The 25,021-nt window shown below is 67.7% G+C and carries 21 protein-coding genes; 14 read left to right on the plus strand and 7 right to left on the minus strand.

Annotated elements, in window-relative coordinates:
• Window positions 1-92: 92 nt before the first annotated feature.
• The 3 genes from mtrA to lpqB are packed head-to-tail and all read left to right on the plus strand — an operon-like array spanning window position 93 to window position 4,196.
• Window positions 93-770: an MtrAB system response regulator MtrA gene (gene mtrA / locus QNM97_RS05370; RefSeq protein WP_004023513.1), complete on the plus strand. Its 678-nt coding sequence runs from the start codon at window positions 93-95 to the stop codon at window positions 768-770.
• On the plus strand, window positions 767-2,434 hold the full coding sequence (mtrB, locus tag QNM97_RS05375) for an MtrAB system histidine kinase MtrB (RefSeq protein ID WP_283821900.1): 1,668 nt from the start codon (window positions 767-769) through the stop codon (window positions 2,432-2,434). Before mtrA ends, mtrB begins: the two co-directional genes overlap by 4 nt.
• Window positions 2,424-4,196: an MtrAB system accessory lipoprotein LpqB gene (lpqB, locus tag QNM97_RS05380; RefSeq protein ID WP_283821901.1), complete on the plus strand. Its 1,773-nt coding sequence runs from the start codon at window positions 2,424-2,426 to the stop codon at window positions 4,194-4,196. The genes mtrB and lpqB overlap by 11 nt, the downstream gene beginning before the upstream one ends.
• Before the next feature lie 28 nt (window positions 4,197-4,224).
• Here the strand turns inward: lpqB and QNM97_RS05385 are convergent, their stop codons facing one another.
• Entirely contained in the window at window positions 4,225-4,884 is a 660-nt protein-coding gene (locus QNM97_RS05385; RefSeq protein ID WP_283823102.1) for a ComF family protein, read from the minus strand.
• Window positions 4,885-5,392: 508 nt separating this feature from the next.
• On the opposite strand from QNM97_RS05385, the gene hpf reads away from it, so the two are divergent.
• The 3 genes from hpf to QNM97_RS05400 all read left to right on the plus strand — a co-directional run bounded on the left by hpf (window position 5,393) and on the right by QNM97_RS05400 (window position 9,871).
• Window positions 5,393-6,160: a ribosome hibernation-promoting factor, HPF/YfiA family gene (gene hpf / locus QNM97_RS05390; protein WP_208792091.1), complete on the plus strand. Its 768-nt coding sequence runs from the start codon at window positions 5,393-5,395 to the stop codon at window positions 6,158-6,160.
• A 206-nt stretch (window positions 6,161-6,366) separates the two neighbouring features.
• Window positions 6,367-9,192 (plus strand): preprotein translocase subunit SecA, encoded by a 2,826-nt coding sequence (secA, locus tag QNM97_RS05395; RefSeq protein ID WP_283821902.1) that lies wholly within the window; start codon window positions 6,367-6,369, stop codon window positions 9,190-9,192.
• A gap of 64 nt (window positions 9,193-9,256) precedes the next feature.
• Window positions 9,257-9,871 carry an Rv3235 family protein gene (locus tag QNM97_RS05400; RefSeq protein WP_283821903.1) on the plus strand — a complete coding sequence of 205 codons (615 nt, stop codon included), beginning with the start codon at window positions 9,257-9,259 and terminating at the stop codon, window positions 9,869-9,871.
• A gap of 10 nt (window positions 9,872-9,881) precedes the next feature.
• Here QNM97_RS05400 and QNM97_RS05405 read toward each other — a convergent pair whose 3' ends face one another.
• Window positions 9,882-10,961, minus strand: coding sequence for a 2,3-butanediol dehydrogenase (locus tag QNM97_RS05405; RefSeq protein WP_283821904.1), 1,080 nt, complete (start codon window positions 10,959-10,961; stop codon window positions 9,882-9,884).
• Window positions 10,962-11,107: 146 nt separating this feature from the next.
• Between QNM97_RS05405 and QNM97_RS05410 the strand changes: the two genes are divergently transcribed.
• From QNM97_RS05410 to QNM97_RS05435, 6 genes are all read left to right on the plus strand, one after another.
• Window positions 11,108-12,550, plus strand: a complete 1,443-nt coding sequence (locus QNM97_RS05410) for a wax ester/triacylglycerol synthase domain-containing protein (RefSeq protein WP_283821905.1) — start codon at window positions 11,108-11,110, stop codon at window positions 12,548-12,550.
• A 76-nt stretch (window positions 12,551-12,626) separates the two neighbouring features.
• Window positions 12,627-13,193, plus strand: coding sequence for a DUF6912 family protein (locus QNM97_RS05415; RefSeq protein WP_283821906.1), 567 nt, complete (start codon window positions 12,627-12,629; stop codon window positions 13,191-13,193).
• A 118-nt stretch (window positions 13,194-13,311) separates the two neighbouring features.
• Complete coding sequence (locus QNM97_RS05420) at window positions 13,312-14,454, plus strand: ferredoxin reductase (RefSeq protein WP_283821907.1); 1,143 nt, start codon at window positions 13,312-13,314, stop codon at window positions 14,452-14,454.
• A 122-nt stretch (window positions 14,455-14,576) separates the two neighbouring features.
• Entirely contained in the window at window positions 14,577-15,689 is a 1,113-nt protein-coding gene (locus QNM97_RS05425) for a GNAT family N-acetyltransferase (RefSeq protein ID WP_283821908.1), read from the plus strand.
• A 145-nt stretch (window positions 15,690-15,834) separates the two neighbouring features.
• A complete protein-coding gene (locus QNM97_RS05430; RefSeq protein ID WP_283821909.1) occupies window positions 15,835-17,157 on the plus strand; it encodes a fatty acid desaturase family protein in 1,323 nt (440 codons plus the stop codon).
• A 44-nt stretch (window positions 17,158-17,201) separates the two neighbouring features.
• The gene (locus QNM97_RS05435; protein ID WP_283821910.1) at window positions 17,202-18,410 is read left to right on the plus strand and encodes a fatty acid desaturase family protein; all 1,209 of its coding nucleotides are present in this window, start codon (window positions 17,202-17,204) and stop codon (window positions 18,408-18,410) included.
• 20 nt (window positions 18,411-18,430) lie between these two features.
• Here the strand turns inward: QNM97_RS05435 and QNM97_RS05440 are convergent, their stop codons facing one another.
• Window positions 18,431-19,693: an MFS transporter gene (locus QNM97_RS05440; protein ID WP_283821911.1), complete on the minus strand. Its 1,263-nt coding sequence runs from the start codon at window positions 19,691-19,693 to the stop codon at window positions 18,431-18,433.
• A gap of 90 nt (window positions 19,694-19,783) precedes the next feature.
• On the opposite strand from QNM97_RS05440, the gene QNM97_RS05445 reads away from it, so the two are divergent.
• Complete coding sequence (locus QNM97_RS05445; RefSeq protein WP_283821912.1) at window positions 19,784-20,686, plus strand: LysR family transcriptional regulator; 903 nt, start codon at window positions 19,784-19,786, stop codon at window positions 20,684-20,686.
• 400 nt (window positions 20,687-21,086) lie between these two features.
• Window positions 21,087-21,833, plus strand: a complete 747-nt coding sequence (locus QNM97_RS05450) for a GntR family transcriptional regulator (RefSeq protein WP_283821913.1) — start codon at window positions 21,087-21,089, stop codon at window positions 21,831-21,833.
• Window positions 21,834-21,921: 88 nt separating this feature from the next.
• Here the strand turns inward: QNM97_RS05450 and rsgA are convergent, their stop codons facing one another.
• From rsgA to QNM97_RS05470, 4 genes are all read right to left on the minus strand, one after another.
• Window positions 21,922-22,989: a ribosome small subunit-dependent GTPase A gene (gene rsgA / locus QNM97_RS05455; RefSeq protein ID WP_283821914.1), complete on the minus strand. Its 1,068-nt coding sequence runs from the start codon at window positions 22,987-22,989 to the stop codon at window positions 21,922-21,924.
• A complete protein-coding gene (aroA, locus tag QNM97_RS05460) occupies window positions 22,986-24,251 on the minus strand; it encodes a 3-phosphoshikimate 1-carboxyvinyltransferase (RefSeq protein WP_283821915.1) in 1,266 nt (421 codons plus the stop codon). Before aroA ends, rsgA begins: the two co-directional genes overlap by 4 nt.
• A gap of 46 nt (window positions 24,252-24,297) precedes the next feature.
• Complete coding sequence (locus QNM97_RS05465; RefSeq protein WP_283821916.1) at window positions 24,298-24,684, minus strand: VOC family protein; 387 nt, start codon at window positions 24,682-24,684, stop codon at window positions 24,298-24,300.
• Window positions 24,685-24,760: 76 nt separating this feature from the next.
• Window positions 24,761-24,973, minus strand: a complete 213-nt coding sequence (locus tag QNM97_RS05470; RefSeq protein ID WP_283821917.1) for a hypothetical protein — start codon at window positions 24,971-24,973, stop codon at window positions 24,761-24,763.
• Window positions 24,974-25,021: the final 48 nt, after the last annotated feature.

Here is a 25,021-nt window from a genome sequence, read left to right on the forward strand (position 1 = left end):
CCGGACGGTGCCGACCGTCGGCGCCCGGGCGTCACGAACGCGCGGCGCGTCGATCACGGCCGGATGGTCACAACAGTGTCACCATTGTCTTCATGAAGCCACGGATCCTCGTCGTCGATGATGATGCCGCGCTCGCCGAGATGCTCACGATCGTGTTGCGCGGCGAGGGGTTCGAGCCGTTCGTGGTGGGTGATGGGACCCAGGCGTTGACCGCTGTCCGCGAGATCCGCCCTGATCTGGTGTTGCTCGACCTGATGTTGCCGGGAATGAACGGTATCGACGTCTGCCGGGTACTGCGGGCCGACTCCGGGGTTCCGATCGTGATGCTGACCGCCAAGTCCGACACCGTCGATGTGGTGCTCGGTCTGGAGTCGGGCGCCGACGACTACATGGTCAAACCCTTCAAGCCCAAGGAACTCGTCGCCCGGGTGCGCGCACGGCTGCGCCGCACCGACGAAGAGCCCGCGGAACTGCTGTCGATCGGGCCGGTCGAGATCGACGTTCCCGCGCACAAGGTCACCCGCGACGGCGTTCCGATCTCCTTGACGCCGCTCGAGTTCGACCTGCTCGTCGCGCTGGCCCGCAAGCCCCGACAGGTGTTCACCCGCGACGTCCTGCTCGAGCAGGTGTGGGGTTATCGGCACCCGGCCGACACTAGACTCGTCAACGTGCATGTTCAGCGGTTACGCGCGAAGGTCGAGACCGACCCGGAGAACCCGGAGGTCGTTCTGACGGTGAGGGGGGTCGGCTACAAGGCCGGCCCGCCGTGATCGGTCGCAACAGACGACGCGTCAACAGCACCTTCGGACGGCTCACCCGCACGGCGAGCGCGATAGCTTCGGTCTTCGGCCGGATCTGGCGGCGCTCGCTGCAATTGCGGGTCGTGGTCTCGACGTTGGTGCTGTCTTTCGTCGTGCTCCTGATCCTCGGATTCGTGCTGATGAGTCAGATCACCGACCGGCTGCTCGACGTGAAACTGACTGCGGCGACCGAGGAGATCGAGCGCGCCCGCATATCGGTGGAACGCGATCTCGCCAGCGGCGACGGCAACATGTCGGTGCAGAATCGGCTGCGCCAGACCCGGTCGTTGCTCACCGACCGGGACATCGACAGCGGGCAGTCGTCGGGCAACGTCGGGACCTTCGACACCGTGCTGCTGGTGCCCGGTACCGGCGCCGACGGTAGCTCGACCGGCGTCGGACCGGTCTCCGAGATCCCTCGGAACCTGCGCGACATGGTGCAGGGCGGGCAGATCGCCTACCAGTACTCCTCGGTGGCCAACTCGACCGGCGGCCAGGAACCCGCGCTCATCATCGGCTCACCCACCAATGCCTCCGTGCCGGGGCTCGAGTTGTACCTCGTCTTCCCGTTGACCACCGAGAACAGCACCGTCGACCTGGTTCGCGGCACCTTGCTGACCGGTGGTGTCGTGTTGCTCGGTCTGCTGGCGGCGATCGCCTGGCTGGTGTCGAGACAGGTGGTCATCCCGGTGCGATCGGCGTCGAGGATCGCCGTCCGATTCGCCGATGGTCGACTCAAGGAACGCATGCCGGTCCGCGGTGAGGACGACATGGCACGGCTGGCCATGTCGTTCAACGACATGGCCGAGAGCCTGTCCAAGCAGATCACCCACCTCGAGGAGTTCGGTGGGCTGCAGCGGCAGTTCACCTCCGACGTCAGCCACGAGCTGCGGACGCCGCTGACCACCGTCCGGATGGCCAGTGACGTGCTCTACGAGGGGCGCGACGAGCTCGATCCGGTGCGCCGCCGATCCGTGGAATTGCTGGACAAGGAGCTCGACCGGTTCGAGACGCTGCTCAACGAGCTGTTGGAGATCTCCCGACACGACGCGGGTATGGCCGAGCTGGCCGCCGAACGAATGGACATGGCGATCCCGATCGACGCCGCGCTCTCGACGGTGTCGCGCCTGGCCGAGGAGACCGGTACCGAACTGATCCTCGATCTCCCCGCCGAGCCGGTCCTCGCCGAGATCGACCCGCGCCGGGTCGAACGCATTCTGCGCAACCTGCTGGCCAACGCGATCGACCACGGCGAACGCAAACCCGTGACATTGTCGATGCGCTCCGACGGCGACGCCGTGGCGATCACGGTCCGCGATCAGGGCATCGGTCTTCGTCCCGGAGAGGAGAAGTTGGTGTTCAACCGCTTCTGGCGCTCCGATCCGTCGAGATTCCGCCGGTCCGGCGGCACCGGGTTGGGCCTGGCGATCAGCATCGAGGATGCCCGGCTGCATCAGGGCCGGCTCGAGGCGTGGGGGGAACCGGGCCAGGGCGCGTGCTTCCGGCTGACCCTGCCCCTGGTGCGCGGACACAAGGTGCTCGGCTCGCCGTTGCCCCTCAAACCGGTCGGCACGAGCAAGGTCAAGAGCGTCGCCAAACCCGCCCGCGTCGAGGGGGCCGTCGGTGGTGAGTGAACATCGGCCGGCCGGGACGAGATCGGTCGGGGCGAGATGGCGCCTGCTGGCGCCGGTCCTGTGCATCGTCGCGGCCCTGCTCGCGGCCTGTGGCGGTATCCCCGACGATTCGCTGCCGCAACCGATCAGTTCCTTCGCCCGCGAGGGACCGACCAACGCGGTGCCTGCGCCCCAGCCCGACATGGACCCCGAGGCGCTGGTGCGCGCGTACCTGAAAGCCACCGCGGCACCCTCCGACGCGCACGCCGCGGCCCGCAAATTCCTTGCCCCGGTGACCGCGGCGCAATGGGACGAGCGCGGTGACGCGATCATCCTCGACGACATCAACACCTACGTCGACCAGCGCAGCCCGACCGCTGTGAGGATGCGCCTCGTCGGCGACAACGTGGGCGTCCTCAAGCCCGACGGTCAACTGCTGCCGGCGACCGGTCAGGTGGAGACCACCCTGACGCTGGCGCGGGTGGGCAATCAGTGGCGCATCGACGGCACCCTGCCCGATCGAACGATGATCGACCGCAACCAGTTCGAGGTCAGCTATCGCTCGGTGTCGGTGTACTACACCGACCGGACGCGATCGCACCTCGTGCCAGACCCGAGGTGGCTCTACGGCGGTACCGACTCGGACCCGACGACGCTGGTGAACACCCTCATCGACGGGCCGGCCGACGACCTGGCCGCCGCGGTCGATTCCGGTTTTCCGAGTGGGTCGGCGTTGCGGGGTCCGGTCACACCGGTGGCCGGGGGAGGGGTGCGCGTCGAACTGACCGGCATCGGCAGTCCGTCCACCCGGGATCGCACGCTGCTCGCCGCGCAGATCATCTGGACCCTCAGCGGAGCCGACATCGGCGGCCCGTACGTGATCAACGCCGACGGTGCGCCGCTGGTCGGCGACCGGGCCGCGGGCTGGCAGACGACCGACGTGCGGTCCTTCGATCCGAACGTATCGCCGACATCGGCCGTGGGGCTCAACGTCATTCGCAATGGAGCGATGTCGCGGGTCATCGACAACGGCACCGTGCCGGTATCGGGTTCGCTCGGCGCCGGAACCTCGGTACGGTCGGCGTCGATCTCTCCGGACGGATCGCGGGTGGCCGCGGTGCTCGCCGCCGGCGGCCCCGACCCCCGGCTGAACCTGGCGGTCGGCGACTACGGCGGGTCGCCGACGACGATCACCTCCGGCATGTCGATCACCCGCCCGTCCTTCGGCCCGGAGAACGAGCTGGTCTGGGCCGTCGTCGACGGGCGGCCCGTCGAGTGGATCGGCAACGATCCCGGTGGCGCCCGCGTCGCCGAGATCGACGCCGGAGCGGTCGCCGCACTGGTGCGCGGGCCGATCACCGAGTTGCAGGTCGCCCCCGACGGGGTGCGGGTCGCGATGATCGTGTCCGGGCAGGTGGTGTTCGCGGTGCTCGCGACCAACGCCGACGGGCAACTCACGCTCGCGCAGCCGATGATCGCCGCCTACAACATCGGAAACCGCGCGGTCTCGCTGGACTGGGCGTCGCCGACCACCGTGATGGTCGCCCGGGACGCGACCGACTCCCCGGTGGTGCAGGTGTCGATCAGCGGGACCCCGGCCGTCGGCCTGCTCAGCGGCAATGTCTCGCCCCCGGTCACCGCGGTCGTCGCCAATCCGACGACCGTCTACATCGCCGACCAGCGTGGTGTGTTGCGTCTCGGTAGTACCAACGGTCAGGCCGACGAGTACTGGACCGAGGTCGAACCGGCGATGACACCGGGGGCCATCCCGGTCATCCCCTGACGCGACCGCTGTTGCGACGCCGGGTATTTCAGGCCCCGGCGAGGACCACGACCGCCCCGATCCCGATGCCGTGGGTGCGGCACACCCGCACCGATTCGGCGGCCGTGGCGCCGGTGGTGAGTACGTCGTCGACGAGGATCGCCGCACCCGCAGGACAGTGCGCATCGGCTCGCAGTCGGATGCTGCCGCGGAGGTTCGCGCGCCGCTCGCGCGCGTCGAGCCCCGACGAGTCGCGGGTGGTCATCGCCGTGGTCAGCAATGGCCGCACCCGGGTGCGGGGGCCCAGATGTGCGGCGGCGACGCCGGCGACGGCCGTCACCGGGTCGCCGCCCCGACGCCGGGCCGCGAGTGGGCGGGTCGGTGCCGGGATCAGATGCAGCCGCGCGGCGTCGGGCAGCTCGCCCCAGCGCGCCAGCGTGATCACCGTGTCGGCCAGCGCCCGTCCGAGAGGTGTGACGAGGTCACGCCGCCCGTGTTCTTTCATCGCGATGATCGAGGCGCGCAACGGTCCCCGGTAGCGGCCCACCGACCACACCGGGAGCCCGATGGCCACCCGCGGATGCAATTCGAGGGGTGCGTCGGCGACCTTCGCCGCGCAGTCGGGACACCAGTCGCGTCCGGGGCGCCCGCATCCGCCGCACGTGCGGGGCAGGACGAGGTCGGCGCCCTCGACGCCCACCCGTCCCAGGCCCGTGGCGAGGACCGAGAAGAGGGAGGCCACCGGGCGGGGCGGAGGTGCGCTCACCCGTCGAGCGTGGCATCGGATCTCTCGGACGTCCCGTCCGCGTGGGCGTGTGCCCGTCGCCACCGTGGGCGGGTTCGGGTCTGTGGAGTGCCGGTCGTCGCGCCCCCGGGTGGGCCGTTGGTCCCGACTTCGGTGACCGCGACGTGACGCACTGATCAGAAACGTGGCCGCGCTGCGAACATCCGACTACGGTCAGAGGTACAAGAGGTTGATTGGTCATCGCAGGAGCGCACAACCGCTCCGCGCCGGGAGGTGAGGCCAGTGCACATGGGTGCCGACCGTCGGTCGGTACTGACTCGGTTCCTGCTCTGCGATTCTTGAGTCGACATCGAAGGATCCATCCGAAATCATTGAGCGCCAACTTCTTTGACAGTCCTCTTGGGCGCATGTGATTGGTGGACCCCGTGTTCGGCACCTCGAGGTCGAAAAGCACTTTCCAGGAGGTAGTTCCATGTCATCTGTCATCCACCGCAAGGGCCAGCGCGAATCCAAGGTCGCCGCGGTCGACGACATCGACAACCAGTCCGCGTTCGTCATCCCACCGGGAACGGTGGAGTCCGACGAACCCGCCGAGCCCGACGCCAAGGTGGCGTTCAGCGGCCGCAACGTCGAAATACCCGAGCATTACCGGATCTTCGTCGGCGACAAGCTCGCCCGACTCGAACGCTACGATCCGACCATTTTCCGCTTCGACGTCGAGCTGAACCACGAACGCAATCGCCGCCAGTCCAAGGTCTGTCAGCAGGTGGAACTCACCGCGATGGGCAAGGGCCCGGTGGTGCGCGCACAGGCGTGTGGCGAGAATTTCTACTCGGCACTCGAGTCGGCACTGGACAAGATCGAGTCGCGACTGCGTCGGGTCAAGGACCGCCGCAAGGTGCACTACGGCAACCGCCGCCCCTTGTCGGTGGCCGAGGCCACCGAGGTCGGGGCGCCGCGCCTGCGTGACAACCAGCTGTCGGTTGATGCGGGCCCGTCGCCCGAGGGTGCCGAACAGTCGGCCGAGCAGCAGTGGGATGACGGTGTCGCCGAACGCACGCCCGGTCAGGTGGTTCGTGTCAAGGAGCACCCCGCGGTGCCGATGACCGTCGATGACGCGCTCTACGAGATGGAGCTCGTCGGGCACGACTTCTTCCTGTTCCACGACAAGGAGAGCGACAAGCCGTCGGTGGTCTACCGACGCCACGCCTTCGACTACGGGCTGATCCGGCTCGCCTGACCGGCGAACCTGTCGAGTCCGTCGGCGGGGCGGTGCGGACGATACGTCGGTACCGCCCCGCCGCGCGTCGGCGCCGAATCGGTCACCCCCGACCCCCGATGCGGCCGATCAGATCTTCTTCAGGCGGCCTCGGTACGATGGACGACGGCCTGTGCGCTGCACGGGCCGTGGTTGGACGTCGACATGAGTAAGGGACTCGATCAACGGTGCTGAACAAGCTGCTGCGCATCGGCGAAGGCCGGATGGTCAAGCGACTCGATGCCATCGCATCGCACGTCGAGACATTGTCCGACGAGGTCGAGGCGCTCGGCGACGACGATCTGCGGGCCAAGACCGACGAGTTCAAGGAGCGTTACGCCGAGGGCGAGACACTCGAAGAACTGTTGCCCGAGGCGTTCGCGGTGGCCCGCGAGGCGGCCTGGCGCGTTCTCGACCAGAAACACTTCCACGTCCAGATCATGGGTGGCGCGGCGCTGCATTACGGCAACATCGCCGAGATGAAGACCGGTGAGGGCAAGACCCTCACCTGTGTGTTGCCCGCCTACCTCAATGCCATCTCCGGCGACGGCGTCCACGTCGTCACCGTCAACGACTATCTCGCCAAGCGCGACGCCGAGTGGATGGGCCGGGTGCACCGGTTCCTCGGCCTCGAGACCGCGGTCATCCTGACCGGGATGTCGCCGGATCAGCGCCGCGAGGCCTATGCCGCCGACATCACCTACGGCACCAACAACGAGTTCGGCTTCGACTACCTGCGCGACAACATGGCGCACTCCCTCGAGGAGCTGGTGCAGCGCGGCCACAACTTCGCGATCGTCGACGAGGTCGACTCGATCCTCATCGACGAGGCGCGTACCCCGCTGATCATCTCCGGGCCGACCGAGGGATCGAGTAAGTGGTACGTCGAATTCGCCCGCATCGCACCGCTACTCGAGCGTGACGAGCACTACGAGGTCGACATCAAGAAGAAGACCATCGGTGTGCACGAGGCCGGCGTGGAGTTCGTCGAGGACCAGCTGGGCATCGACAACCTCTACGAGGCGGCCAACTCGCCGCTGGTGAGCTACCTCAACAACGCCATCAAGGTCAAAGAACTGTTCCACCGCGACAAGGACTACATCGTCCGCAACGGTGAGGTACTCATCGTCGACGAGTTCACCGGTCGCGTGCTCGACGGTCGCCGGTTCAACGAGGGTCTGCACCAGGCCATCGAGGCCAAGGAAGGCGTCGAGATCAAGGCCGAGAACCAGACGCTGGCCACGATCACGCTGCAGAACTACTTCCGCATGTACGACAAGCTCGCCGGCATGACGGGTACCGCCGAGACCGAGGCCGCCGAGTTCGACCAGATCTACAAACTGGGCGTGCTCCCGATCCCGACCAACAAGCCGATGATCCGCAAGGACCAGGGCGACCTGATCTACAAGACCGAGGAGGCCAAGTTCTCCGCGGTGGTCGACGACATCACCGAGCGCCACGAGATCGGCCAGCCGGTGTTGATCGGTACCACCAGCGTCGAGCGCTCGGAGTACCTCTCGCGCCAGCTCAGCAAGCGCGACATCCCGCACACCGTGCTGAACGCGAAATTCCACGAGCAGGAAGCCCAGATCGTCGCCGAGGCCGGCCGGATCGGCGCGGTCACCGTCGCCACCAACATGGCCGGTCGTGGTACCGACGTCGTGCTCGGCGGCAACCCCGACATCATCGCCGACACCCGCCTGCGCAAGGCGGGCCTCGACCCGGTGTCGACTCCCGACGAGTACGAGGCCGCGTGGGAAGAGGCGATCGAGACCGCGCGGGCGGCCGCGGCCGACGAGGCCGAGCAGGTCCGCGAGGCCGGCGGCCTGTACGTGCTCGGCACCGAACGACACGAGTCGCGTCGCATCGACAACCAGCTGCGCGGCCGCTCCGGTCGACAGGGCGATCCGGGGGAGTCCCGGTTCTATCTCTCGCTCGGAGACGAGTTGATGCGCCGGTTCAACGGCGCCGCGCTCGAGTCAATCATGAACCGGGTGAACCTGCCCGACGATGTGCCGATCGAGGCGAAGATGGTCACCAAGGCCATCCGCAGCGCGCAGACCCAGGTCGAGCAGCAGAACTTCGAGGTCCGCAAGAACGTCCTCAAGTACGACGAGGTGATGAACGAGCAGCGCAAGGTCATCTACGCCGAGCGCCGCACCATCCTCGAGGGCTCCGACCACCGGGAACAGATCCTGGAGATGGTTGCCGAGGTCGTCGGCGCGTACGTCGACGGAGCGACCTCCGAGGGTTATGCCGAGGACTGGGATCTCGACGAGCTGTGGTCGGCGTGCCGGGCGCTCTACCCGATCGAGCTCGATCCCAAGGAGGTCGTCGGCGAGAACGAGTACGGCGAGCGTGACGACATCTCCGCCGAGGAGCTCAAGGAGATCCTCATCGCCGACGCGCAGGCCGCCTACGAGAAGCGCGAGGCGCAGATCACCGAGGTCGCCGGCGAGGGCGCGATGCGTCAGCTCGAGCGGACGATCCTGTTGTCGGTGCTCGACCGCAAGTGGCGCGACCACCTCTACGAGATGGACTACCTGCGTGAGGGCATCCACCTGCGGTCGATGGCCCAGCGAGACCCGGTCGTGGAGTATCAGCGCGAGGGCTTCGACATGTTCAGCGGCATGCTCGAGGGCCTGAAGGAAGAGACCCTGCAGTTCCTGTTCAACGTGCAGGTGCAGACCGAGGCCCCGCCCGTTCCCGCGCCCGCCGCGGCCTCACTGCGCCAGCCGGCTCCCGCGCTGGCCGGTGCCGCGACCGGAGCGTCGAGCCAGGCGCCGCCCGCACTGCGGGCGGTCGGTGACGGCGTGCCCGACGACGGTGGCCCCGATGTCTCGGCGATGACGTTCTCCGGGCCCGACGAGGGCGGTGGCGAGGTCAGCCACAGCGAGGCCGAGGAACTCGAGGACCCGGCGGTCGTGTCGGCGTCCCGGCGTGAGCGTCGCGCCGCGGCCCGCGCCCAGACGAAGACCTCCCGACCCCCGAAGGCCAAGAAGAAGCGCCGGTAGGCGGCCGCCGAAAAAAACTTCGGACGAAGTGGAACCGGAGCGCCCTGCGGTGCGTCCGATTTCCATGACCACAACCCTCACCGCCACCGCGCCCGCCGACGCTCCCGTTCGCGCAGGGGCTCAAGCCCCCGTTCATGCCGTGGCCGATACGCCCGTCGACCATCTACGTGTCGTTGCAGCACCCGCCTACGAGCCGGTCGGGGAGCCGAGCCGGGCGACCGACGGGCCGCTGGTGACCGCACCTGTCGGTATGCCGCCGGTCCGACGACCCGAGCCGGTGGCGGTACCGGCGGGGACGGTCGAGGCACGACGCGTCGCCGCGCGGACCGTCACCGCTCTACTCGAGGTCCTCGACCGGCGGCGTCCGGCGGCACACCTGGAGACCGCGGTCTCCCCACAGCTCTACGAGCACATCGTCACCCTGTTGCGCCCCGACATCGCCCGGCCCGAGAACCGCGCCGCAGGAGTGAGCGCCCGCATACGACGGATCCACATCCAGATGTGTGATCCGTCGACGGCGGAGATCTTCGGCAGTTTCGAGCGGGGTCGCCGGGTTCGCGCTTTCGCCGGACGCATCGAACGCGTCCCGGTCCGGGTGCGCCAGGCCGGCCGAGTCCGATCGAGCCTTCCGGTTCGGGTCGAATACCGGTGGCGGCTGGCGACTTTGGAGATGAGCTGAGAGCAGGCGCTCAGCCCACGCCCGCACCGGACGGCGAGACCAAGATCTTCACCGCGGTTTCGTTGTGGTGCAACAGCGTGTCGAAGCCCTCGTCGAGAAGCTGGTCGAGTCCGATGCGCCCGGTGATGAAGGGTGCGAGATCGACCTTGCCCTCCTCGACGAGCCGGATGGTCGCCGGATGGCTGTTGACGTAGGCGATGGTGCCGCGCATGTCGATCTCCTTGAGCACCAGTTTCTGCATGTCGAGCGTCCCGGGATGACCCCAGATCGACACCACCACAAGGACTCCCGTCGGCTTGAGCGCATCGAAGAGGGTGTCGAGAGCCGGCTGCACCGAGGTGCATTCGAAGCCGACGTCGGCGCCGCGACCGCCGGTGAGATCCCGGACGAACTCGACCACGTTCTGCGTCGACGGGTCGACGATGTGGTCACCGACACCGGTGTCACGAGCCTTCTCCCGGCGCAGCCGGCTCGGCTCGCTGACGATCGTGGTGATGCCCTCGGCCTTGCACACCGCCGCGGTGAGCAGACCGATCGGGCCGGCTCCGGTGATCAACGCGACGTCCCCGGCACCGGCGCCGCTGCGCTGCACCGCATGGAATCCCACCGACAGGGGTTCGATCAACGCCGCCTGGTCGAGGGGAATGTCCTTGGACACCTTGTGGACCCAGCGTCGCTCGACGACGATCTTCTCGCCGAGGCCACCACCGCGACCACCGAGCCCGATGAAGTTCATGTCGGCCGAGAGGTGATAGTTGTGGCTGTCCGGGCCGGTGTCGACGCCGTCGGCGATGATGTAGGGCTCCACGACGACGTGATCGCCCGGCGCGAGGTCCTCGACACCGTCGCCGACCGCCGACACCACACCCGACATCTCGTGTCCCAGCGTGATCGGCGCGCTTTCGCCGCTGATCGGCTGCGGGTGTCCCGACGGCGGGATGAAGATGGGTCCGTCGGCGTACTCGTGCAGGTCGGTCCCACAGATCCCACACCACGCCACATCGATGGCGACGGTGCCGGGCTCGACGGCGGGCTCGTCGATGTCCTCGATCCGGATGTCCCCCCGGTCGTAATAGCGTGCTGCGCGCATCATCAACTCCGTTCTTCTCCGGTGCCGGCGGACCGTCGTGATCGTCGGTTCCTCGCCGGGCACTCTGGCATCGAGTGAAGAACCGAGCGCCCACGTCGGGCAACAGTTGCCGAGGGGTTGCACCCCCAGGCCTTACGATCATCGATGTGGCCAATCGGTTGTCCCCGCGCGAGGCGATGTACTACTTCCTGGATCCGACGGGCGCGACCAGCCATCTGGGGGCGCTGCTGATCTTCGACGATGCCGGCCCGCCCGCCGGGGCCGCGGCCGACGGCGCGCGTCACATCCTCGACTATCCCTCGCTGGTGTCGTTGGTGGAGAACCGGTTACAGCTCGCGCCGCGCTACCGGCAGATCGTTCTGCCGGTGACGATGGGTCTGGCGCGGCCGGTGTGGGTCGACGATCACGACTTCGACATCAACTTCCACATCCGCCGCTCCGGACTGCCCCGCCCGGGCACACTGACCGAACTCGGCGATCTGATCGCCCGCGTGATGTCGCGCCCGCTGGATCGGTCCCGGCCGCTCTGGGAGATGTATCTGATCGAGGGGCTCGAGGGCAACGGCTATGCGGTGCTCACCAAGAGCCATCGGTGTCTCGTCGACGACTTCGCCGGACCCGAGATCAGTCAGGTGATCACCGACGAGACCGCCGAGGTGGTGCAGTACGAGCCGGACCTGTGGATGCCCGGGCACCCGCCCGGTGCGACGTCTTTGGCGATCGGTGCGCTCGCCGAGGCGGTGTCGCGGCCGGGGGAGTTCATCGACTCGGTCGTCACCGGCAACGGCGTCGTCGGTGGTGTCCGCACGGTCGTCGACTCCACGGTGCGACGTATCGGCGATCTGATCGGTGAGGTGACCGACTCGGCGCCACAGAGTCCGCTGAACTCGCCGGGCAGTTCGTCGCAGATGTTCGCGGTGTCCTCGGTGCCCCGCCGCGACTGCGCGAAGATCGCCGAGCACCATCGCTGCACCGTCAACGATGTGGTGCTCGCGATCGTCAGCGGCGTGATGCGCCGGTGGTTGCTGTCCTTCGATGTCGCCGCTCCCATCACCGACACGGTGCGCGTCGAGATCCCGCTGTCGACCCGGGATCCGGGGATGGCGCCGGATGCCGGGCGGGATTCCACGTGGATCGATGTGGGTGCCCCGGGCTTCGTGACGGATCTGCCTGTGGGAGAGGACAATCCGAAGGTGCGGCTCTCACAGGTCGCCGCGCTCGCCGATCGCTACGCCCAATCGTCGCGCCGGGTGACGCTCGGTCCGCGGCCACTGCTTCCCGACCTCGGCATGGTGCCGTTCCCGGAATTCAGCTCGTGGGCGTTCCGGTCGCTCGGTACCCGCGGCTACAACATCCCCCTGTCCATCACCAGCTCGCCGGTGTCGGATCGGTATGTCTTGGGGCGCAAGGTGAGTGCGGTGCATGCGGTGCCGGGGTTGATCGCCGGACACGCGTTGTCGATCGGGGTGGTGGAGTACCGCGACCGGTTGAACTTCGCGTTCACCGCCGACCGCGGCGTCATCGGTGATCTGCCCGCGCTCGCGGGCTACGTCGCCGAGTCGTTCGAGGAATTGCTGGGGGCGCAATGAGTGGGCGAGATCGCGCGATCACGCCGACCGCCGTCGGCCAGTAGGGTGAGCGCGTGCAGAAGCGAAGGACTCATCGATGAGGGTGTACTTTCCGGCGACGTTGACGATGTTGATGGAACTCGACGAGTCGGGTGAGTTCCGGCCGGTCGGCGGGACGGGATTCGCGCTGACCCCGGCCTTGCGCGAATCGTTCCTGTCCGGCGACGACGAGGAACTCGCCGAGGTCGCGATGCGTGAGGCCGCGCGGGCGTCGCTGCGGCTGCTCGCCGGTGAGGCCCCAGAACCCGGCGACGCCCACGCCGACGCCGAACTCGCCGCCGATGCGGCCGGCACCAAGCCCGGTGTCACCCCGAAGCTGCCACCACGTCGGGCGGTCGTCGCCGCCGACGTCGAGAACCCCACCCTGCATCCCGAACTCGACGCCGCCGTCGTCCGCGTCGCCGGACCGATCCCGCGCTCGGCCGTCGCCTCGGTGCATGTCGACGGGGCCGACGCCGAGGCCGCGGTGCGCAACGCCGTCGTCGTCATCGACGCCGCCGATCTCGGTGACGAGGACGCCGAACTCGCCGTCGGTGACGTCGATGATCACGACCTGGGGTGGTATGCCACCCAGGAGCTGCCGTTCCTGCTCGAACTGCTCTGAATCCCCCGGGTCTGAGAACCCGGGGTGGCGTCGGGCATCGCCCTCTCGGACCGTAACCTACGCTCCCGTAGGTTACGGTGGTTCGGTGAGCGGATCGACGAGTTCGAGGATGGGCGTCATGAAATTCAGGGCTGGGGGAATCAGGGGCCGGGACATCCGGGAACGATTCGAGGAGCCGGTGTCGGGGATCGCCGCCCGGACCAGGGGCGGGCAGTGGATTCGTGCTGCTGTTGCCCGGGTGACCACCCCGCTGCTGCCCGACGACTATCTGCATCTGGCCAATCCGCTGTGGTCAGCGCGCGAACTGCGCGGCAAGATCGTGTCGGTCACCGCCGAGACCGAGGACTCGGCGACCATCCGTATCCGTCCCGGATGGGGATTCTCCTTCGACTACGCGCCCGGTCAGTACATCGGCATCGGTGTCCTCGTCGACGGGCGGTGGACCTGGCGCTCCTACTCGCTGACGTCGGTCCCCGACACGACGCGCGACGAGGGGACCATCGCCATCACCGTCAAGGCGATGCCGGAGGGCTTCCTGTCCTCGCATCTGGTCAACGGCCTGACGCCGGGCACCGTCGTGCGGTTGGCGGCGCCGCAAGGTGAATTCGTGCTCCCGCAACCACTTCCGGACAAGATCTTGTTCGTCACGGCCGGCAGTGGCATCACGCCGATCATCTCGATGCTGCGCACCATGGCCCACCGCCACCAGCGCACCGACATCCGGCTCATCCATTCCACCCCGACGCCCGCGGATCTGCTCTTCGGCGACGAACTGGCGCGGTTGCACGCCGACGGCGTCATCGATCTGCACATCCAATACACCCGGACCGACGGCAAGGTGACCCCGGACTCGCTGACCGCGCTCTGCCCGGATTGGACGCAGCGGCAGACGTGGGCGTGCGGCCCGGGTGCCTTCCTCGACATGGTTTCCGGTGTGTTCGCCGACGGCCATGCCGATCTGCTGCACATCGAACGGTTCGCGCTCGAGCGGGGCGTGGTGGGTGCGGTCGGCGGAACGGTCACCTTCGGTCGTTCCGGGCGGACCGAGGAGGTCGACGGCGCCACCACTCTGCTCGAGGCAGGGGAGTCGGCAGGGGTACTCATGCCGTTCGGGTGCCGCATGGGTATCTGTCAGAGCTGTGTGGTGATGCTCGACCGCGGATGCGTTCGCGATCTGCGGTCGGGTGTCGAACACGTCGAGGGTGAACGTATCCAGACTTGCGTCAGCGCGGCGGCGGGGGACTGCACCCTCGACGTCTGACACCGGCCTCGTCGACGCCCGCCGACGAGGCGGGACACGGTCGATCGGGCGCAAACATCGCCCTGTCGTCGCAGACCCGTTAGGCTCGAACACGGCTGCTGTCGACCACGGAGGAGATCCGCGTGCGAGCCGAAGTGTCCCGACTGTCCGAAACGACCGAGGTTCCGGTCTGCTCCGACGGGGTGGTCACCCTGCGGGCACACCGGAGTGACGACATCGATCGCGTGGTCGGTTACGCCACCGACCCGCTGACCATGCGCTGGGCGCGTATGCCCTCGCCCTACGGCCGCTCCGACGCCGAGCGTTTCATCGACGGGGCGCTGCGGGGGTGGGATGACGGCGATTCCATGACCTGGGCGATCGAGCACGAGGGGCGATTCGCCGGCAGTGTCGAGCTGCAGGGCGCCGGGCGGATCGTCGAGGTCGGATTCGTCCTGCATCCCGATGCTCGGGGAGCGGGTCTCGCGCGTCGGGCGGTGGTGCTCGCGATGACGTATGCGGCCGCCGAACGCGACGTGGAGGTCGTGCGGTTCCACGCCGCCGAGGGCAATCTGGCGAGTCTTCGGGTCGCGCACGCCGCCGGGTTCACCCTGCTCGCGCGCCTGCCCGACTGGCTCGAGATGAACAGCCGCGTCGTCGACGCGTGGTGTGCCAAGTGGCATGCCGGCGACGACTTCGCACCGAAATCGCGGTGGCACGCCACCACCTTCGACACCGAGCGTTTCCGGCTGCGCCCGCTGGCCGAGAAGGACGACGAGCGTATCCGCGAGACCCTCGACGACCCGATCTCGCGCAAATACCTCTTCGAGCGCCCCGATCCGCTGTCGGTCGAACATGCGGCACTCGAACGCACCCGTAAGTGGTGGACCGCCGCGTGCGGGAGCACCTGCACCTGGGCGGTCGCCGATCAGGAGACCGACGAATACATGGGCGATATCTCGATCTTCGCGATCGACGACGTCACCGGCGCCGAGATCGGCTTCTACACGCATCCGGCGTCGCGTGGCAAAGGTGTTCTGGGAGAAGCATTCCCGGCGGCGGTGCGCCACATCTTCGACGTCCTCGACATCCGGCGGCTGACCATGTTCGCCGCGGCCTCCAATGAGGGCAGCCGGGCGCTCGCCCGCAACGCCGGCTTCACCGAGTTCGGCACCCAGCCCCTGGCGGCGAGTTCCGACGGCCATATCGAGGATCTCGTCGGATACGAACTCCTTCGGGAGAACTGCACACTCTGAGCGGTCCCGACCCAGGTCGCACCGATGTCTGTTTCACCAAGGCTGGACACCTCGCGCCCAGTAACCTACGCTGTCGTAAGTTACGGAAACGTAGCCGTAGGCGGGAGTAGCTTGTCCCGGCCGCGGCGTGAGGTGAGAGGAATCCATGGCGATCACCGACATCCCCGAATACGCCCACCTGTCCGAGTCCGACGTCGAAGCCCTCGGCGCCGAACTCGATGCCATCCGGGCCGACATCGAGGCGGCGCGCGGTGAGCGTGACGCCCGCTACATCCGCAACACCATCCGCTTCCAGCGTGGCCTCGAGCTCGCCGGTCGGACGATGATCGCCGGCTCGCGCAACCGCGGGCTGTGGTGGGCGGGCGCGGCCACGCTCGGCGTCGCCAAGATCGTGGAGAACATGGAGCTCGGGCACAACGTGATGCACGGGCAGTGGGACTGGATGAACGATCCCGAGGTGCACTCGACCACCTGGGAGTGGGACAACACCGATCCCTCGGCGCATTGGAAGCACACCCACAACTACATCCATCACAAGTACACCAACGTACTCGGCATGGACGACGACGTGGGCTACGGGCTGCTGCGCGTGACGCGCGATCAGCGATGGCAGCCGTTCTACCTGGGCAACCTGGTGTACAACACCCTGCTGGCGCTGTTGTTCGAATACGGTGTCGCCGCACAGCATCTCGAGCTCGGCAAGAAGCGCCGTACCCCCGAGGCCAAGGAACAGTTCCGCCGGGATCTGGCGGACGTGGGCCGCAAGGTGGGTAGGCAGCTCGCCAAGGACTACGCCGTACAGCCGACCCTGGTCGCCGCGGCAGCCCTGGCGTTCGGTGGCGACAAGCGCGATGCCGCAACGGCTTTCCGCAAGGCGGCGACCGCCGACGCGATGGCCAACGTCATCCGCAACCTGTGGACCAACGCCGTCATCTTCTGCGGGCACTTCCCGGACGGCGCCGAGAAGTTCACCAAGCAGGACGTCGACTCCGAGACGCAGGCGCAGTGGTATCTGCGACAGATGTTGGGCAGCGCCAACTTCCGGTGCGGACCGGTGCTGGCGTTCATGAGCGGCAACCTCTCCTACCAGATCGAGCACCACATCTTCCCGGACCTGCCGAGCAATCGGCTCGCCGAGATCGCGGTGCGGGTGCGCGCGCTGTGCGAGAAGTACGACCTGCCCTACACCACCGGCTCGTTCCCGCTGCAGTACGCGAAGTCGTGGCGCACCATCGCCAAGTTGTCGCTGCCGGACAAATACCTCTCGGCGACCGCCGACGACGCACCCGAGACCGCGTCCGAACGTCGTTTCAAGCAAGGTCTGCCCGAGGGCGCCCGATTGTATGCGACCGTCGACCCGCTGACCGGTCGGCGCCGCGGACTGCGCTCGGCGATCAAGTCCCTGCGCGAGCGTCGGCGGACCCGAGTGGGACGATCGTCCCAGGTGGTGGAGCGTCGCGCGGCATGAGGCGGGCTCCCCGTCTCGGCGCCGCAAGCGCATAATGGACACCGATGGCAATCACCGACATCAATGAGTACGCCCACCTGACCGACGCCGACGTCGAGGCGCTCGGGGCCGAACTCGACGCGCTGCGCCGCGAGATCGAGGCCGACCGCGGGGTGCGCGACGTCACCTACCTGCGGCGCACGATTCTCGCTCACCGGGTCCTCGAGGTCACCGGCCGTCTCGTGCTGCTCGGCAGCCATCGGCGGTCGTTGTGGCTCCTGGGCACCGGCGCGCTCGCAGTGGCCAAGATCATCGAGAACATGGAGCTCGGGCACAACGTGATGCACGGGCAGTGGGATTGGATGAACGATCCCGAGGTCCACTCGACGACGTGGGAATGGGACATGGTGTGCGCGTCGCCGCACTGGAAGCACTCCCACAACTACATCCATCACAAGTACACCAACGTCGTCGGCATGGATCACGATGTCGGTTACAAGATCCTGCGGGTCACCCGCGACGAGCCCTGGGAACCGCGCCGCGCGCTGCAGCCGCTGTTCAACGTCATCCTGGCGGCCACCTTCGAATGGGGCATCGGCCTGCACGACCTCGCGCTCAAAGAGGTCATTCAGGGCGAGAAGCCCAAAGAGGTCGCGATTCCGCAGATGAAGGAATTCGGCCGCAAGATCGGCAAGCAGGTCGCCAAGGACTATGTGTTGTTCCCGGCGTTGACCGGGCCGAATTTTCGGCACACCCTGACCGCGAATCTGACGGCGAATCTGATCCGCAACCTCTGGGCGTATGTGGTCATCTTCTGCGGGCACTTCCCGGACGGCGCGGAGAAATTCACCGTCGACACCCTCGAGGACGAGACCCAGGGCCAGTGGTACCTGCGACAGATGTTGGGCAGCGCCAACTTTCGTGCCGGCCCGGCCATGGCATTCATGTCGGGGAACCTCTGCTACCAGATCGAGCACCACCTGTACCCCGACCTGCCGAGCAACCGGCTCGCCGACATCTCGGTGCGGGTGCGCGCGCTGTGTGACAAATACGATCTGCCCTACACGACCGGCTCACTGTGGGTGCAGTACGGCAAGACGCTGCGCACCATCAACAAACTCGCATTGCCGGACCGGTTCCTGCGCGACACCGCCGACGATGCACCCGAGACCGCCTCGGAGCGTCGTTTCGCGGGCATCGACAAGGCGCTCGGTCTGCGCTCGGCCATCGCCGAGGCCCGGCGCAGGCGACGGCTGCGTCGTCACGCGCGCTGAGTCGGGCTCAGAGACACGCCCTAGACCGCCTGGACTTCGCCGCGCAGCCGTTGCTGCGCGGCGATTCCTTGCACCGAGTGCTCGCGCTCACCGATCGCGAACGCTGCCCACAGCACGATGCCGAGCACCGCGGTAGCCGCGCCCGCAGCGCACACCAGGTTCCACCCGCCGGTCTGATATGCCCATCCGCCGAACGCCGAACCCGCGACGCCGCCGGCGAAGTAGGCCACCATGTAGGCGGTCGTCAGCCGAGAGCGTGCCTCGCCGTCGAGCGAGTACACCGCGGCCTGGTTGGCGATCTGCACGCCCTGCACGCCGAAATCGAAGACGAGCAGCGCGAGGATCAGCACCAGCACCTGGTGCGCACCCGCCCACAACAGCCCCCAGCTGAGAAGCTGGACGACCCACACGCCGTATTGGGTGTGGCGCAGATAGCCGCGGTCGGCGAGTCTGCCGACCCGTGGCGCGGCCAGTGCACCGGCCACCCCGGCCAGACCGAACAGCCCGATCTCGGCGTCGGAGAAGTGATATGACGAGCCGTGCGCACCGGCGAGCAGGAACGCGATCGCCGTCCACATCGCCGAGAACGCGGCCATGTTCAGTCCGCCGAGCACCATGCGGTGGCGCAGGACGCTCTCGGACCGGATCAGCGTCGCGATCGAGGCCAGCACACGCGGATACGACGTGGTGCCCGAGCGCTCGACCGCGGTGTGCGGCGCCCGCCACCAGACCGCGGCGGCCATCATCACCTGCATGACCGCGGCCACGACGAGCACGGTGCGCCAGCCGCCCGCCTGCGCGATGAGGCCCGACAGGACGCGGGAGAACAGGATGCCGACAAGCAATCCGCTCATCACCGTGCCGACGACGGCGCCGCGTTCACTCGGCCCGGCCACCGCCGCGGCCCACGGCACGACCACCTGCGCCGCCGACGCCGACACCCCGACCGCGAACACCATGATTATCAGGACCGCGTAGGTGGGTGCGGCCGCGGCGATCGCCAAACCGATGCACGACACCACCAGCAGCCCGCCGACGAGTCGCCGGCGGTCCAGGAAGTCGCCCAGCGGTACGACCAGGGCCAGACCGATCAGATAGCCGACCTGGGTCACCGAGATGATCAGGCCCGCGGCCGTCGTCGAGACGTGGAGGTCGCCGCCGACCTCGTGCAGCACCGGCTGCAGGTAGTAGAGACAGCCCGCCGAGGACCCCGCGGTCACCGCGAACAACAGCACGATCACCCGGCTGAGTCGGCTGGTCGGGGAGGAGGTCGTCGAAGCCATGTGTCCATGGTGCGGCCCGGTCGCCGTGAAGAAAAGCGATAGATTCTGATGGCCGCATCTACATCGGAGATGATGGCCAGGTCGGCGGGGGTGAGTGAGAGGGCGATCACGATGGAACTGCGACAACTCGACTACTTTCTCGCGTGCTGTGAGCACGGCACCTTCACCGCTGCGGCACGCTCGATGCAGGTCGTGCAGTCGGCGGTGTCGACGTCGGTGGCCAAACTCGAGCGCGAGGTCGGTGCGCAACTCTTCGATCGCACCCCGACCACGCTGGTGCTCACCGAGGCCGGCCGCGCAGTCGTCGAACCCGCTCGCGCCGCGGTCCGGGCGCGCGCCGAGATCGTCGACGCCCTCGCGGCGCTGCGCGGGGACATCCGTGGCGATGTCGCGGTGGGCGCACTGGTCAACATCGTCACCATCGATCTCGCGGAGGCGTTCGGGGCGGTGCATCGGCGGCATCCGGGTGTCGCGATCGCGATGCGGCAGAATCCGCAGGGCAGTCAGGGCAACATCCGCGGGCTGCGCGACGGAACGCTGGATCTGGCACTGCTCGGCGGTCCGGATCAGGAGATCCCCGGCATCACCGTGTACCGGCTGGCCCGAGAGCCCCTGGTGCTGGTCGCCCACCCCGACCACCGGCTGGTTCGGGCCGGCGGCTTCGCTGCCGCGGATCTCGCCGCCGAACGCGCCATCGACTATCCGCCCGGCTGGGGTACCCGCGCGGTGACCGACAAGTGGCTCCCGCACCGCCGATCGGTGATCGAGGTGGCCGATCAAGAGTTCGGTATCCGATTGGCGCTCAACGATTTCGGGGTGACCTTGGTGCCCTGGAGCGTCGCCCATGACCACGCCGGTGCGGTGGGGGTGCCCTGCACCGACCGTGATCTCGACTGGGTTGTCTCGATCGCACACTCCTCGGTGCGTTCGCCGTCGACGGCCGCCCGGGCGGTACTCGACATCGTCCGGGAGGTGACGACGCGGACCGCTTGACGCCACATTTGTACCAATATCCGGACAAATAAAGTGGAGATGGCGAGACTGGGATTGGTCGGTTACGGCGCGGGTGGACGGATCTTCCATGCGCCCTACATCCAGGCGGTGCCGGAGATCGAGCTGGCCGGCGTGGTCACCGGCAACCCCGACCGCCGCCGCGAAGTGGCAGCGGACCTCCCGGGAGTTGCGGTCTTCGATTCACTCGGCGATCTGCTCGCAGGAATGGGTGAAACATCGCGCGGTGAAAGTGCTGCTGTGCGCCATCACGGCGCTCTCGCCGGGGGGGGCATCGTCCGCAGGTGTCGGAGATCGCCGTCATCACCCCGCACAACATCCCGGGCGACTGATCGACCTGTCAAAGACACACATGTTTGGTTGTTATGACATACTGTGAGGCATGCCACAGGCCACCACGCAGCTCCAGATCGATCTCGATCGGTCGACCCCGATGCCGCTGTATCACCAGCTCGCCCGCGCGATCGAGGCCGCGATCATCGGAGGCGAGCTCGCTCCGGGTGATCGTCTCGAGAACGAGCTCGACCTCGCCAAACGGCTCAAGCTCTCCCGCCCGACGATCCGCCAGGCCATCCAGGAACTCGTCGACAAGGGGGTCGTCGTGCGCAAGCGAGGCGTCGGCACCCAGGTGGTGCAGAGCCCGGTGAACCGCTCGGTGGAACTGACCAGCCTGTTCGACGATCTCAGCAAGGCCGGAATGCATCCGGAGACACAGCTTCTCGAGTATCGGCGGTCGGTGCCCGACGACGACCTGCGCACCGATCTCGGTCTCGCCGCCGACGCGGAGGCTGTCACCATCCGACGGCTACGCAGCGCAGGCGGCGAGCCACTGGCGGTGATGACCAATCACCTACCCGCCGACGTCTGCCCGCCGCCAGGCGATCTCGAGGACGGCGGCCTCTACAAGGGGCTGCGCGCCAAGGGCGTCCACATTCGGCTTGCCCGCCAGGTCATCGGCGCGAAAGCCGCCGACGCCGAGGAGGCCACTCTGCTCGACGTCGAGCCGGGTGCGCCGTTGCTGACCATGCAGCGCACCGCTTTCGACGATGCGGGCAAGGTCGTCGAGGTGGGTCGCCACGCCTACCGAGCGGACCGCTACTTCTTCGAGACGACCGTCGTCGATCGCTGAGGCGGGTCTCGAGGCCCGGTCGCCGGGGCGCCGTGCCTCGAGACCGCTTGCGCCGACGCTGGTTTCGCCACCATCGCCCACCGGCACCCTACTCCGGGTCGACGCTCGTCGATTCCGGCTCGGGGTCGGTCGCGCCTCCACCCACCGCGACGAGCAGGCGCCGTACCGCCATCGCGCGACGATGCGAGGCGCCGGTGAGATCATCGAGTGCGCATTCCGGATCGGCAGGCGGTCCGAGGTGGGTGCAGCCGCGCGGACAGTTCTCGATGGCATCGCGCAGATCGTCGAAGGCGTCGACGATGTCGTCGGCGTCGACGTGGGCGAGACCGAATGAGCGGATTCCGGGGGTGTCGATGACCCACGACCGTCGGCCCTGGTCCTCGGGACCTCGCGCGTCATCGGGATGTGGTGGCAACACCAACGCCACCGACGCGGTGGAGGTGTGTCGGCCCTTGCCGACCCCCGAGACCACACCGGTGGCCCGTTCGGCTTCGGGCACAAGGCGGTTGACGAGGGTGGACTTGCCCACGCCGGAGTGTCCGATCAATGCGGTGAGGTGCCCGCGCAGCAAGCCGAGGACGTCGTCGAGTGGATCGTCACGACCGGCGCGCACGATGATCAAGTCGAGTCCGTCGAAGGCATTGGTGAACTCGGTGGGATCGGCCAGATCGGACTTGGTGAGACACAAGATGGGTTCGAGCCCACCGACATACGCCGCGGCGAGAGCGCGTTCGACGAATCCGGTCCGGGGTGGGGGATCGGCCATCGCTGTGACGATCAGGAGGCGATCGGCGTTGGCGGCGACGATGCGCTCGTACGGGTCGGTGTCATCGGCGGTGCGCCGCAGGACCGTTCGCCGCTCGTCGACTCGCACGATGCGAGCCAGTGAATCCGGCTTCCCGGTCAGGTCGCCGACGACCCCGACATCGTCGCCGACCACGATCGGGGTGCGGCCGAGTTCACGTGCGCGCATGGCCACCACACGACGATCCGGATCGCCATCGAGTACGCAACCCCAGCGCCCCCGATCGACCGAGACGACCATCGCCGACTCCGCATCATCATGTGCCGGACGGGTTTTGGTGCGCGGACGACTGCCCTTGCCGGGGCGGACCCGAACATCGGACTCGTCGTAACTGTCCGCGCGACGGCTCACGGATGGCCGATCATCTTCTGCCACATACCCGGAAAGTCCGGGAAGGTCTTCGACGTGGTCTCGATGTCGTCGACGGTGACCGAGGGCACGCGCAGGCCGATGATCGCGCCTGCGGTGGCCATCCGGTGGTCGGCGTAGGACTCCCAGCGCCCTCCGTGCAACGGGGCCGGCCGGATGATCAGGCCGTCGTCGAGCTCGGTGACATCGCCACCGAGACGCCCGATCTCGGTGGCCAGTGCGGCCAGACGATCGGTCTCATGGCCGCGCAGATGGGCGATGCCGGTCAGCCGGGACTCACTCTCGGCGAGGGCAGCCAGTGCCGCGATCGTCGGTGTCAGTTCGCCGACCTCGCGGAGATCGCGGTCGATACCGGTCAGTCGAAGCGGTCCGCGCACGGTGAGCGCACCGTCGAGAAGTTCGACGGTGCAACCCATCTCGGCGAGGATGTCGGCGATCTGGGCGCCGGGCTGGGTGGTGACGGACGGCCAGCGTGGCACGCTGACCGCCCCGCCGGTCGCGGCGCCCGCGGCGAGAAAGGCGGCCGCGTTGGAAAGATCGGGTTCGATCGCCCAGTCCACCGCACGAATCGGCGACGGATCGACGTGCCAGATATTCGGTTCGTCGACAACGACTTTCACACCGGCTGTCGCGAGCATCGCGATGGTCATCTCGATGTGGGGCATCGACGGAACCGGACCTCCGACGTGGCGCACGGTCAGTCCCTCGTCGAATCGTGCGCCGGTCAGCAGCAACCCGGACACGAACTGCGACGATCCCGACGCATCGATCGTGACCCCGCCGCCGCGAGCCGATCCGGTGCCCACCACCGTGAACGGCAGGGAGTCACCCTCGACGGTGACACCGAGGTCACGCAGGGCATCGAGGATCGTCGTGAGCGGTCGCTGACGCGCTTGCGGATCGCCGTCGAAGTCGACCGGTCCCGACGCCAACGCCGCCATCGGCGGCAGGAATCGCATGACGGTGCCTGCGAGCCCGCAATAGACGTCGGTGCCGTGCATGGGTCGCGGTTCGATGGAGACCGTCGTCGGGTCGGCGGCGTCGACCCGGATGCCGATACCCAGTCCGGTTAGAGCGGCGAGCATGAGATTGGTGTCCCGGCTTCTCAGAGTGCCGGTGAGGGTCGACGGGCCGTCGGCGAGCGCGGCGAGCAGCAACGCCCGATTGGTGATCGACTTGGACCCGGGCAGGTCCACGGTCGCGTTCACCGGCCCCGACACGACAGGCGCATTCCACGTGCTCATGCGGTCCAGTCTGTCATGGGGCCGGCCACATCCGATCCCGTCCCGGTCAGCGGTTGTCCAGACGCAGGGGATGCGTCGGCGGGACCTCGACGATGATGAGCAGCCGGCCGTCGGTGTCGCGCACATGCATCTCGATCAGGCCCCACGGCTCGGTGAGCGGTTCGCGCTCGATCGTGACGTGCGCCGACCGCAGTTCGCGTTCGGCGGCCGAGACGTCGCGTACCTGCAGCCACAGTGCGCCCGACGGTTCGATGGTGGTGTCGAGATCGGAACTCATGTGCCCGGGAACCTCGATCAGGCCGTTACCGGCGTAAAAGACAATGCCGCCCGGGTACTCCCGCGCGACCGCGAGACGCAGCTGATGACGATAAAAATGCTGCAACGATTCCGGGTCTCGTGAACGGAGTAGGACGCGACTGCTGAGGACCTCCATGCCTTGTGTCTACACCGCTACCGATCAGTCGGACACGACAATACGCCCGGCGCGTCACGGGTCCGGTGCGCTCGGATCACTGGCCTTCGGTGGTGCCGTCCGACCCGCCGAGCGCGTGTCCGCGGTTGAGGTCGTTGCCATGACGGCCCGCCTCGTAGATCGCCTTCTCCCGGGCGATGCGATCGGTCTCACCGATCGGCTCGGCGTCTCCGAAGGCGAAGGCGGATTCGTGCGGGTACTCGTGCGGGATGTCCGGGTCGTCGAGTTCTTCGGGCCGTGGGCTGTTCATGGGACAACGATACGACCCTGGTCTGGCACCGTCGCTGCATTACCGGCG

The organism is Gordonia sp. L191 (assembly GCF_030077625.1).
GTDB classification, from domain to species: domain Bacteria; phylum Actinomycetota; class Actinomycetes; order Mycobacteriales; family Mycobacteriaceae; genus Gordonia; species Gordonia polyisoprenivorans_A.